9 protein-coding genes are annotated in these 12,186 nt (G+C 71.0%); 7 read left to right on the top strand and 2 right to left on the bottom strand.

Annotation, left to right across the window (positions count from 1 at the left end; translation table 11 throughout):
- Positions 1–58: 58 nt before the first annotated feature.
- Positions 59–2,170: a metallopeptidase domain-containing protein gene (locus DY240_RS13715; protein ID WP_199701461.1), complete on the bottom strand. Its 2,112-nt coding sequence runs from the start codon at positions 2,168–2,170 to the stop codon at positions 59–61.
- Positions 2,171–2,271: 101 nt separating this feature from the next.
- Positions 2,272–4,359: a M6 family metalloprotease domain-containing protein gene (locus DY240_RS13710; protein ID WP_199701459.1), complete on the bottom strand. Its 2,088-nt coding sequence runs from the start codon at positions 4,357–4,359 to the stop codon at positions 2,272–2,274.
- A 504-nt stretch (positions 4,360–4,863) separates the two neighbouring features.
- Between DY240_RS13710 and DY240_RS13705 the strand changes: the two genes are divergently transcribed.
- The 7 genes from DY240_RS13705 to DY240_RS13675 are packed head-to-tail and all read left to right on the top strand — an operon-like array spanning position 4,864 to position 12,119.
- A complete protein-coding gene (locus tag DY240_RS13705; RefSeq protein ID WP_158602845.1) occupies positions 4,864–6,540 on the top strand; it encodes an ABC transporter substrate-binding protein in 1,677 nt (558 codons plus the stop codon).
- 7 nt (positions 6,541–6,547) lie between these two features.
- A complete protein-coding gene (locus DY240_RS13700) occupies positions 6,548–7,552 on the top strand; it encodes an ABC transporter permease (protein WP_119660430.1) in 1,005 nt (334 codons plus the stop codon).
- Positions 7,549–8,484, top strand: coding sequence for an ABC transporter permease (locus tag DY240_RS13695; protein ID WP_119660429.1), 936 nt, complete (start codon positions 7,549–7,551; stop codon positions 8,482–8,484). Before DY240_RS13700 ends, DY240_RS13695 begins: the two co-directional genes overlap by 4 nt.
- A 7-nt stretch (positions 8,485–8,491) precedes the next feature.
- Positions 8,492–9,508: an ABC transporter ATP-binding protein gene (locus DY240_RS13690; RefSeq protein WP_119660428.1), complete on the top strand. Its 1,017-nt coding sequence runs from the start codon at positions 8,492–8,494 to the stop codon at positions 9,506–9,508.
- On the top strand, positions 9,505–10,638 hold the full coding sequence (locus tag DY240_RS13685; RefSeq protein ID WP_199701464.1) for an ABC transporter ATP-binding protein: 1,134 nt from the start codon (positions 9,505–9,507) through the stop codon (positions 10,636–10,638). The genes DY240_RS13690 and DY240_RS13685 overlap by 4 nt, the downstream gene beginning before the upstream one ends.
- On the top strand, positions 10,628–11,857 hold the full coding sequence (locus DY240_RS13680) for an NAD(P)/FAD-dependent oxidoreductase (RefSeq protein ID WP_119660426.1): 1,230 nt from the start codon (positions 10,628–10,630) through the stop codon (positions 11,855–11,857). The genes DY240_RS13685 and DY240_RS13680 overlap by 11 nt, the downstream gene beginning before the upstream one ends.
- Positions 11,850–12,119, top strand: coding sequence for a (2Fe-2S)-binding protein (locus DY240_RS13675; protein ID WP_119660425.1), 270 nt, complete (start codon positions 11,850–11,852; stop codon positions 12,117–12,119). Before DY240_RS13680 ends, DY240_RS13675 begins: the two co-directional genes overlap by 8 nt.
- Positions 12,120–12,186: the final 67 nt, after the last annotated feature.

The raw sequence follows: 12,186 nt of genomic DNA, 5'->3' as shown, positions 1-12,186 counted from the left end.
CCGGGCCCGTCGCGTGGACGGGCCCGGGCCGGCCGTCATGGGGTCAGGACGACCGGCGTCACCGCCGGGGGTTGGTGTCCTTCACGGCCACGGTGCAGCTGATCTGCTGCGTGGCCGACGGGTCACTCTCCGACGTGGCGGTGAGGGTGACCGTGGTGTCCCGAGCCGCGGTGGGCTCGCGCGTGACGTACACCGGGACCTCGACGGTCTCACCGGCGCGGGCCGTGGTGAGCGCGTTGTCGAGCTCGGCGGTCCAGCCCTGGCCGCTGGAGTCGACCGAAAGCCGGTAGACGTCGTTGTTCACCTTGTCGCTGACGTCGCTGACGTGGCCGGCCGCGTTCGTGGCCTCCTCGCCGGTGTTGGTCAGCGGGAACGTGCACTGCGCCGCCTGGCTGGTGCGCAGGCCGGTGACCTCGCCCTCGCCGAGCGACACGCCGCGCTCCTGGTCGCCGGACCCGTCCAGCGACCGGACGGCCAGCGTGTACGACAGCACGCCGTCCTCGTCGCGCTCCAGGTCGACGACGTAGAAGTGCAGGCGGTTGGCCTCGTCGACGTACTCGTACTCCGAGCCGGAGTTCGTCCCGGCGTGGAACGCGGCGTCGTTGAGCTGCCGGTGGTCGGCGATGGTGGCCATGACGGGGGTGCCGTCGGGCTTGTAGAAGTCGACCAGCCCGATGTCCTGCGGGTTGGCGTCGATGACCCAGTTGAAGCAGTTGTAGCCGCAGGTGTTGCTCTCGCGGGTCTTGTTCTTCGCGATGATGACGCCGGTGTCGGGGTTGAACGAGTCGAACCCCATCCGGTCGACGACCTCCATCGTGTAGTGGTCCCAGCCGGTGTTGCCGTGGCAGAAGGGGTCGGTGTCGATGTCGCAGTCCGGCGTGCGGTCCGGGCGGCCCTCGCCGTCCAGGTCGATCTTGATGCCGGAGGTGCCCTCGGGACCGGGATCGACGGCGCGCGCCGTCACCTCGTCGACCACGACGCCGGTGTCGGCCAGCGCCTCACGGCTGACCTGCAGGACGTTCTCCTTCGCGACGATGCCCGCGTGGATCTTGTTGCGCAGCATCAGGCCCGACGGCGACCAGCCGCCCATGTTCGGCGGGACGACCCAGCGCATGTGGTGACCACCGGGGCCGTTGAACGAGCCGCGGTCCATCATGTCCCACGGCGCCGAGCCCACCCGGTGGAACGGCTGCGGCGGGTTCTGCCGGTTGGTGAACGGGTTGTTGTTGTTGTCGCCGATGCGGAAGAAGAAGTGCCCCATCTCGTGCGTGATGGTGCCCGAGCTCTCCGCCTGGCGGATCGACGAGAGGCCCCACTGCTGGGCCGCGGCGCGCCACGAGGTCCACTCGACGTAGCGCGTGGGCGCCCAGTTCGGCATCTCGTTGTCCGGGTCGACCGAGGCCGGCGGGCCCCACTCCTCGGGGATGTCCTCCTTGGAGTTGAACATCATCTCGCCGTACTCCTGCCAGATGCTGGTCTCGTCGTACCCGGCGTAGACCCGCAGGATGACGTCGTAGCCGCAGCGACTGTCCGGGCACGGGATGCCCTTCGCGGCGAGGTCGGCCTTCCAGACCGTGTCGACGTCGCGGTCGAGGTTCCCGTTGCAGGTGAAGCCCTCAGGACAGGCGGACTGCTGGCCCCACTCGTTGAGGCCGTACTCGAACAGGTTCCGCGGCACCTGGTAGGCGCCGAAGACGTCCATCTCGTCGACGCCGAGCCGGCCGCGGCTCTGCTCCATCCAGTACTCGTGGATGGTCCGGCCGTGGTTGTACTCGTTCGGGATCATGTAGAAGTCGTGGTAGAACTGCGGCACCTCGTCCCGCGAGATCGGGTCGATCTGCGGGTTGCCGAACAGGTCCGTCTGCTTCTCCTGCGTCATGACGAACGGCTGGTCCGGGAAGTCGACGGCCACCAGCGCGATCCGCAGCCCGCGCTCACTCGGCTTGACGTCCGGGTCGTTCCACTCGGTGCCCGGGATGTCGGTCCAGTCGTCCCAGGTCATGTCGTACTGGTTCTTCCAGTTCTGCGGGTCGATCGGCTGGACCTCGAAGTCCGGCGGCGCCGCCTGACCGGCGCCCGCCATGCCGACGACGAGCGTCGTGACCGCGGCCGCGGCGAAGCCCAGCCGCCACCGCCTCGCGACGCTCGTTCCGTTGAGCCTCATGCGCATGCGCTCTCCTCACGTATTCTGGATAAAATACGACATTGCACACTTCACGTCACGCCCCCGGATGGCCGGGCGCGCTGCGGAAGGCGTCCGGCCGGCCGGTCTCAGCGCGTCGTGGTGGCGGCGACGTCGACCACGCAGGTGGCCGTCGCCGTCGCCGACGGGTCGCTCTCGGAGGCCGCGGTCAGCGTGACGGTGGTCGACCGGACCGCCCCCGGCGAGCGGGTGACGTACACCGGCACCTCGACGGTGCCGCCGAACCGGCTCGCGGCCAGCTCGTTGTACAGCTCGGCGTCCCAACCGGCGCCGGACGACGTCACCGACAGGCGGTAGACGTCGGCCGCCACCTCGTCGGTGACGTCGCCCGGGTGGGCGGACGCGTCGACCGGGGCGGTCGTCCCCGTGTTCGACAGCGGGAACGTGCAGGTGGCCGCCTTGCCCGGGGTGTGCCGGCTCGCCTCGCCCGGCGCGAGCGCGACGCCGCGCTGCTGCGGCCCGGCGCCGTCGAGCGAGCGGACGGCGACGGTGTACGTCCGCACGCCGTCCGCATCCTCCTCGACGTCGACGACGTAGAAGTGCAGCCGGTTGGGCTCGTCGACCCACTCGTAGGCCGTGCCCGAGTGCGTGCCCGCGTTGAACGTCGCGTCGTTGACCTGGCGCGGGTCGCCGGTGACGACCATCCGCGGCGTGCCGTCGGGCTGGTAGAAGTCGACCATCCCGATGTCCTCGGGGTTGGGGTCGATCAGCCACGAGAAGCAGCTGGCCGTGCCGCAGTTGCTGGCGCGGTCCTTGTTCTTGTAGATCAGCACGCCGTTGCCGGGCGTGTACGAGTCGACGCCGAGCTGTTGCACGACCTCGAGCGTGTAATGGGTGTAGTCGCTCTGGCCCATGCACTCCGGCCCGTGCGTCGACGGGTGGCACGGCGGCGTGCGGTCGACCGGGGCGGCGCCGTCGAGCCGGATCCGCACGCCGAGCAGCTCGTCCTCGCGCGGCCCGGCGGCCCGCGCCCGCACCTTCGCGACGACGACGCCGGACGACGCCAGCCCGGTGCGGCTGAGGTCGACGATGTCGTCGGTGTCGATGAGGCCGAGCTCGAGCTTGTTGCGGATGCTGTGGTGCGGCCCGACCGTCGAGCCGCCGTCGGCCGGCACCTTCCAGCGGGTGTGCATGCCGGTGGGGCCGTTCCAGGAGCCCTGACTCATCATGTCCCACTGCCCGGTGAACGTGCGCTGGGCCGGCACCGCGAACGCGCCGTTGTAGTTGTCGCCGATGCCGAGCAGGTGACTGAACTCGTGCGCGAAGCCCGCGGTGCCCGACGACTCCGCCATGTTCGCGCTGCCGCCGCCGGCGCTGGCCCAGGTGAACGAGCCGGCCGCCCACGTGGTCCACGGGATGTAGCGGGTCGGCATCCAGTTCGTCATGACGCCGTCGGGGTCGAACTCGGCCGGCGGGCCCCACTCGTCGGGCACGTCCTCCGGCGAGTCGAACATCATCTCGCCGAACACCTGCCAGGCGGTGGACTCGTCCAGGCCGGCGCCCATGAAGAACACCAGGTCGTACTGGGCACGCACCTCGGCCGGGACGTTGGCCTCGTACTGGGCGCGCGCGTCGCGGGTGAAGTTGCCGTCGCAGGTGTAGCCGGGCGGGCAGCTGGCGGCGTTGCCGTACGGCGAGTTGCCGTACTCGAAGTGGTGGCGCGGCATCCGGAACGGCCCGAAGGCGTCGACCTCCACGCCGTACTGGCCGTAGGAGTCCTCCATCCAGTACGAGTGCAGCGTCTGCCGGTGGTTGAGGTCGCTCGGCGTGTTCAGCAGGTCGCGGTAGAACTCCGGCACGTCCTCGCGCGGCACGTCGCCGACGCCGATCGGGGTGCCGAAGATGGTGGAACCCTCGGGCTGGGTGATCTGGAACGGCATGTTCGGGTAGTCGACGAGGACGAGCGCGGCCCGCCACGTGTCGACGGACGGCCGCCGGTCCGGGTTGGTCCAGTCGACGCCCGGCACCGGGACGAAGTCGTCCCAGGTGAGGTCGTACTGGTTGTCCCAGTCCTGCGGGTCGATCGGGACGAGCGGCGGGGCGCCGGACGGACTGACGTCCTCGGCGCCGGCGAGCTGCGGGAAGAGCAGCGCGGACGCGGCCACGGCGATCAGCGGCGCCCGCATCCGGACGCGTCGCGACGATGTCGGAGACACAGATCCTCCTCGGCGGCGGTGCGGGACGGCGGCACCGGACGGCGACGCCGGGATGCGGTGATTCTGTGCCGGTATGGGCGGAGCGAGGGTGACATTGTACTGTCACCGGTCACGTTGAACAAGCCGCCTGAGTCTCAGCACCGTCCGCGACCCCACCGAGGGACTGAGCGGCGTTGATCTCGGAGTTGTTCGGCAATTCCCGGGTGAAATGTCCGTGAGATGGCCGAACAACTCCAAGATCAACACTGGTGGACTGCGGCGTCCGGGCCGCCGAATCGCCGGGACAAACCGGGGCAATGGCCCGCGTTACGATTAGGACACAGTAGTGCAATAGCACATCGCACTGTGCCCGCTTCGATGGTAGATCTGTGCTCTGTGGTGCTGCGGGACGCCCGTGCCGGTCGTTCCTTCAAGCCTGCCACAGGCGCAGTGCGCGTCCTGACGCCAGACCCGTGAGCCGGCCGCCCCTCTCGGCTTTGTCGCATGTCGAACCAAGGAGGACCAATGCGTGTGCACCGCAAGGCAGGGCGACTCGTCGCCCTCACCGCCGCCGTAGGGCTGCTGGCCGCAGCCTGTGGCGGCGAGGATTCCGGCTCGGGTGACACCGGCAGCGGCGACGGCGGCGACCCGAAGACCTTCATCTTCGGCGCGTCCGAGGACCCCAAGACCCTCGACGCCGCCTACGTCTCCGACGGCGAGTCGTTCCGGGTGATCTTCCAGATCTACGAGACGCTGGTCGCGCTCGAGCCCGGCACCACCGAGGTCGTCCCCGGCCTGGCCGAGGAGTGGGAGATCAGCCCCGACGGGCTCACCTACACCTTCCACCTGCGCGACGGCGTCACGTTCCACGACGGCGAGCCGTTCAACGCCGAGGCGGTCTGCTTCAACTTCGACCGCTGGTACAACTTCACCGGCCCCGCGCAGAGCGGCGACGTCACCTACTACTGGCAGACGATCTTCGGCGGCTTCGCCACCAAGGAGATCGACTCCGCACCCGACACCAGCCGCTACCAGTCGTGCGAGGCGACCGACGAGCTCACCGCCACGCTGACGCTGACGGAGCCGTCGTCGGCGCTGCTGGCCGGCCTGGTGCTGCCGGCGTTCTCGATCGCCAGCCCGAAGGCCATCGAGGAGGGCGGCACCGAGATCGAGGCCACCGGCGACTCGTTCACCTACAGCGGCGGCTTCGGCTCCGAGGTCGTGGCGGGCACCGGCCCGTTCCAGTTCGTCAGCTGGGACCGCGGCGAGAGCCTGGTGCTCGAGCGCAACGAGGACTACTGGGGCGAGGCGCCCGCGCTGGACGAGATCATCTTCCGGCCGATCGCCGACCCGACCGCCCGCCTCCAGGCGCTGCAGGCCGGTGAGATCGACGCCTACGAGGGCGTCAACGCCGCCGACATCGGCGCCATCGAGGGCGCCGGCGACCAGGTCGTCGAGCGCCCGGCGTTCAACGTCGGCTACGTCGGCTTCAACAACAAGCTGCCGATCTTCCAGAACCCGAAGATCCGCCAGGCCATCGCCCACGCGCTGAACCGGCAGGGGCTGCTCGACGCCGCGTACCCGGAGGGGGCCGTCGTCGCCAACCAGTTCCTCCCGCCGGACCAGTGGGGCTACAACGACAGCATCGAGGGCTACGAGTACGACCCCGACCTCGCGCGCCAGCTGATCGAGGAGTCCGGCGAGACCAACCTGACGCTGGAGTTCTGGTACCCGTCCGACGTGTCCCGGCCGTACATGCCGGACCCGCAGGCCGTGTACGAGTCGTTCGCCGCCGACCTGCAGGCCGTCGGCTTCACCATCGTGCCGAAGACGGTGCCGTGGACGCCTGACTACCTGCAGAACATCCAGGGCGACGGCCTCGGCCAGCTGCACCTGCTGGGCTGGACCGGCGACTACGCCGACCCGGACAACTTCATCGGCACGTTCTTCCGCCAGGACCGGCCGGAGTTCGGCTTCACCGACCCCACCATCCAGGCCAAGCTGAACGAGGCGCTGACGCTGACCGACCAGGCCGAGCGCGAGCCGTTGTACGAGGAGATCAACCAGCTCCTCTACGACTACATCCCCGGCGTTCCGTTCGTCCACAACCAGCCGCTGCTCGCGCTCGCCGGTGACATCACGGGCTACACGCCGTCGCCGGTCAGCCTCGAGTACTTCAAGCTGGTCGACATCGAGGGCTGATCGACACGTGCTGAGATTCATCGTCCGGCGCCTTCTCCTGCTCGTTCCGATCCTGTTGGGTCTGTCGGTCCTGCTGTTCGCGTGGGTCCGCGCCCTTCCCGGCGGTCCGGCACAAGCGCTGCTGGGAGAACGGGCCACGCCGGAAGCCGTCGCGGCGATCGAATCGCAGCTGGGCCTGGACCGCCCGCTCTGGGAGCAGTACCTGCAGTTCCTGGGGCGGGCCGTCCGGCTCGACTTCGGCGCGTCGCTGCAGACCGGGCAGCCGGTCATCGACGAGATGCTGCGCCGGTTCCCCGCCACCATCGAGCTGGCCGTCGCGGCGTTGCTGATCGCCGTCTGCGTCGGGATACCGCTCGGGTACCTGGCGGCCCGGCGGTACGGCACCTGGATCGACAGCGTCGCCGTCACTGGCTCGCTGCTCGGCGTGACGATCCCGATCTTCTTCCTCGCCTACCTGCTCAAGTACGTCTTCTCGGTCGAGCTCGGCTGGCTGCCCACGGCCGGCCGGGCCGACCCGAGGGCCCGGGCGGAGCATCCCACCGGGTTCTACGTCCTCGACGGCATCGTCACCGGCAACCTGGACGCCAGCTGGGACGCCATCCAGCACCTGATCCTGCCGGCGCTGGCGCTGTCGTCGATCCCGCTCGCGGTGATCGTCCGCATCACCCGGGCGTCGGTCCTCAACGTCGTCAACGAGGACTACGTGCGCACCGCCGAGGCCAAGGGCCTGCTGCCGGGCACCATCACCCGCCGGCACGTCCTGAAGAACGCGATGCTGCCGGTCACGACGGTGATCGGCCTGCAGCTGGGCGTCCTGCTGGCCGGCGCGGTGCTCACCGAGACCGTGTTCGCGTTCGCCGGCGTCGGCAAGTTCATGGCCGACGCGATCGTGCAGCGCGACTTCCCGACCATTCAGGGGTTCATCCTGGTCATCGCCGTCGTCTACGTCGTCATCAACATGATCGTCGACCTGGTCTACGGGTTGCTCGATCCGCGGGTGAGGGTCTCATGAGCGTCAACGAGGTGGTCGCCGGCGAGCCGGGCGGTCCGGCCCCGGCCACGACGGAGGCGGCCGCGCGGCCGCCGTCCAGCCTGGGCCGCGAAGCCCTGCACCGGCTGGTGCGCAACCCGATGGCGGTCGTGGGCATGGTGCTCATCAGCATCTTCGTGCTCGTCGCGATCTTCGCGCCACTGATCGCGCCGTACTCCCCCACGGACAACTCGTGGCTGGATCAGGTCCGGCCGGGCCAGTACCCGGGCCCGTCCGCCGAGCACTGGCTGGGCATCGACCCGCTCGGCCGCGACGTGTTCTCCCGCATCATCTACGGCGCCCGGCAGTCGCTGCTCATCGGCGTCGTGTCGCTGGCGCTGGGTGCCGTCGCCGGCATCGCGCTCGGCGTCCTGGCCGGGGCGTTCGGCGGCTGGGTCGACACCGTCGTCATGCGCTTCGTCGACATCATGCTGTCGGTGCCGGGCCTGCTGTTCGCCATCGCCGTCGCGGCCATGCTCGGCCAGAGCCTCACGTCGGTGATGATCGCGATCGCCGTGGTGAACGTGCCGATCTTCGCCCGGCTGCTGCGCGGCGAGATGCTCGGGCAGCGCGGCGCCGACTACGTGCTCGCCGCGCGGTCGCTGGGCATCTCGCGCTCGGCGATCGTGTTCCGGCACGTGCTGCCGAACTCGTTCACCCCGGTCATCGTCCAGGGCACGCTGACGCTGGCGCTGGCCATCGTCGAGGCGGCCGGGCTGGCGTTCCTCGGCCTGTCCGGCAGCGACCCGTCCGCGCCGGAGTGGGGCCGCATGCTCACCGACGCGCAGGAGACGCTGACGTCGGCGCCGATGCTGGCGATCTACCCCGGCCTGGCCATCGTCCTCGCCGCGCTCGGCTTCACCCTCGTGGGCGAGTCGCTGCGCGAGGCCCTCGACCCGAAGTTCCGGCGGTGACGACCACATGAGCCTGCTCGAAGTGCGCGACCTGTCCGTCACCTTCACGCGCTCCGGCCAGCAGCCGGTGCGCGCCGTCGACGGCGTCAGCTTCGACGTCGCCGCCGGCCAGTCCGTCGGCATCGTCGGCGAGTCCGGGTCCGGCAAGTCCGTGACGTCGCTGGCCGTCATGGGCCTGCTGCCGTCGCGCGGCGTGACCGTCGGCGGCACCGTCACGCTGGACGGCAACGAGCTGACCTCGATGGACCAGCGCGACCTGCGCGACGTCCGCGGCCGCGACGTCGCGATGATCTTCCAGGACCCGATGACGTCGCTGAACCCGGTGGTCACCGTCGGCCGGCAGCTGACCGAGGTGCTCACCCGGCACGCGGGGCTCGGCAAGGGCGAGGCGAAGGCCGAGGCCGAGCAGCTGCTGCGCCGGGTCGGCATCCCCGACCCGGTCCGCCGGCTCGGCGAGTACCCGCACCAGCTCTCCGGCGGCATGCGCCAGCGGGTGATGATCGCCATCGCGATCGCCTGCCGGCCGAAGCTGCTGATCGCCGACGAGCCGACGACGGCGCTCGACGTCACCATCCAGGCGCAGATCCTCGACCTGCTGCGCATGCTGGTCGCCGAGAGCGGCTGCGGAATGATCATGATCACCCACGACCTCGGCGTCGTCGCCGGCCTCTGCGACGACGTCCACGTCATGTACTCCGGCCGCATCGTCGAGTCGGCGGGCACGAAGGACCTGTTCGCCCGGCCGTCGCACCCGTACACCGACGGCCTGCTGCAGTCGATCCCGCGCATCGACGACGACGATCCGGCCGACCTGCTGCACACCATCCCCGGCTCGGCGCGCGACACCGTCCCGTGGGACCGTGGATGTGCCTTCCAGCCGCGCTGCGAACGGGCGGTGGCGGAATGCCTGTCCGGTCCGCCGCCGGTGGCCGAACTCGGCACGCCGATCGTGCCGCACCCGGTCCGCTGCGTGCGGCCGGTCGGCGAGGACGTGATCCTGCACGAAGGGAACGTGGCCCGGTGAGCCTGCTCGAAGTCCGCGACCTCGAGGTCCACTTCCCCATCAAGGCCGGGACGCTGTTCCAGCGCACCGTCGGCGCCGTCAAGGCCGTCGACGGCGTCGACCTCGACATCGAGGCCGGCACGACGTTCGGGCTGGTCGGCGAGTCCGGCTGCGGCAAGTCGACGCTGGGTCGCGCGGTGATGCGGCTGATCGAGCCGACGAAGGGCTCAGTCAAACTGGACGGCCAGGACATCCTGTCGCTCAGCGAGCGCCGGATGCGCGCCGTCCGCCGCCAGTTCCAGATGGTCTTCCAGGACCCGATGGCCAGCCTGGACCCACGGCAGAGCGTGGAGTCGCTGCTCACCGAGCCGCTGCGGGCGCACAAGTTTCCCGGCGGCTCGGCCGGGCACGCCAAGCGCGTGCGCGAACTGCTCGACGTCGTCGGGCTGCCGGAGTCGGTGGTGAACCGGTACCCGCACGAGTTCTCCGGCGGGCAGCGGCAGCGCCTCGGCATCGCGCGTGCGCTCGCGCTGAACCCGGCGCTGATCATCGCCGACGAGCCGGTGTCCGCGCTGGACGTGTCGATCCAGGCGCAGGTGATCAACCTGCTCAAGGAGCTGCAGGAGCGGTTCTCGCTCACCTACGTCGTCATCGCGCACGACCTCGCCGTCGTCCGGCACATCAGCAAGACGGTCGCCGTCATGTACCTCGGCGGCATCGTCGAGCAGGCGCCGTCCGCCGACCTCTACCGCCAGCCGCTGCACCCGTACACGAAGGCGCTGATGAGCGCGGTACCGGTGCCCGACCCGAACGTCGAGGAGACCCGCAGCCGCATCCTGCTGCAGGGCGACCTGCCGTCGCCGGCGAACCCGCCGGCCGGCTGCCGGTTCCACACCCGCTGCCCGTGGAAGCAGGCGAGCAGGTGCGACACCGAGCGTCCGACGCTGCGCGAGCTGCCGCTGGTCGCGCCCGGGCACAAGGTCGCCTGCCACTACGCCGAGGACATCCTGGCCGGGAAGATCACCCCGCACGAGGTGAAGCCGGAGGAGGTCGAGCTGACCCCCGCGGCCGAGGGCCCCGGGAGCATCGAGGCGACGGAGGCGCACGTCGCGGGCGGTCTGACCCCCGGAGGACCGCCCGGTGCCCGCTGACGCCGCCGACGTCGTGGTGGTCGGCGCCGGCGTCGTCGGCGCCGCCACCGCCTGGTACGCCGCGCGGTCGGGCCGGTCGGTCACCGTCGTCGACCGCGGCTCCGTCGCCGGCGGCACGACCGGCGCCGGCGAGGGCAACATCCTGGTCTCGGACAAGCCGCCCGGCGCCGAGCTCGACCTCGCGCTGCTCTCGTCCGGCCTCTGGCGAGAGCTGGCCGTCGAGGTGGGCGGGTTCGAGTACGACCCCAAGGGCGGCTTGGTGGTCGCATCCACGCCCGCCGGCTTCGACGCGCTGGTGTCGCTGGCCGCGTCGCAGCGGGAGGCCGGGGTCGAGACGGACGTCGTGCTGGCCGGGGACCTGGCCGAGCACGAGCCGCACCTGACGCCGTCACTGGCCGGCGGCGTGCTGTACCCCGGCGACGCGCAGGTCCAGCCGATGCTGGCGGCCGCCCGGCTGCTGCGGGCGGCCCGGGCGCGCGGCGCGACGGTGCGCACGGGCGTCGAGGTCACCGGGTTCCTGCGTTCCGGCGACCGCGTCGTGGGCGTCCGGACGACGGCCGGCGACCTGCCCGCCGGCGCCGTCGTCAACGCCGCCGGCACCTGGGGCGGCGAGATCGCGTCGCTGGCCGGCGTGGACGTGCCGGTGCTGCCCCGGCGCGGGTTCATCCTGGTCACCGAGCCGCTGCCGCGCATCGTCCGCCACAAGGTCTACGCCGCCGAGTACGTCGCCGACGTCGCCAGCGACGACGCCGACCTGCAGACCTCGCCCGTCGTCGAGGGCACCGAGGCCGGCACGATCCTCATCGGCGCCAGCCGCGAGCGGGTCGGCTACGACCGCACGCTGTCGGTGCGGGTGCTGCGGGCGCTGGCCGCGCAGGCGGTCGCGCTGTTCCCCGTCCTCGCCGGGGTACAGGTCATCCGCACCTACCGCGGCTTCCGTCCGTACTGCCCCGACCACCTGCCGGTCATCGGGCCGGACCCGCGGGCGCCCGGCCTGTACCACGCGTGCGGGCACGAGGGCGCCGGCATCGGCCTGGCCGCCGCCACCGGGCGGCTGATCGCGCAGCTCATCGCCGACGAGCAGCCCGACCTCGACGTCACGCCCTTCCGCCCCGACCGCTTCCCCACCACCCCAGTTGATCATGGAGAAATCGGGCTTCCGGAGGCCGTGGAACCCCGATTTCCCCATGATCAACTCGGTAGGGGGGTCCATGAGTGAGTTCGAGTTCGACGGGCGCCACGTGCCGTTCGCCGACGGGCAGACCGTCGGCGCGGCGCTGGTCGCGGCCGGCGTGCGGTCCTGGCGGACGACCCGGCGCGAGGGCCGCCCGCGTGGCGTGTTCTGCGGCATCGGCGTCTGCTTCGACTGCCTGGTGACCATCGACGACGTCCCCAACCAGCGCGCCTGCCTGGCGCCGGCGACCGCCGATTCGATCGTCCGCAGCCAGGAGGGAGACGGCCGTGGCCACCTCGCCGTTTGACGTCGGGGTCGTGGGCGCCGGCCCGGCCGGCCTGGCCGCGGCCGCCGCGGCGCTGGCCCGCGGGGCG

Source organism: Jiangella rhizosphaerae, assembly GCF_003579925.1.
Classification (GTDB): domain Bacteria; phylum Actinomycetota; class Actinomycetes; order Jiangellales; family Jiangellaceae; genus Jiangella; species Jiangella rhizosphaerae.
This window is presented reverse-complemented; position numbering and strand designations above follow the sequence as displayed.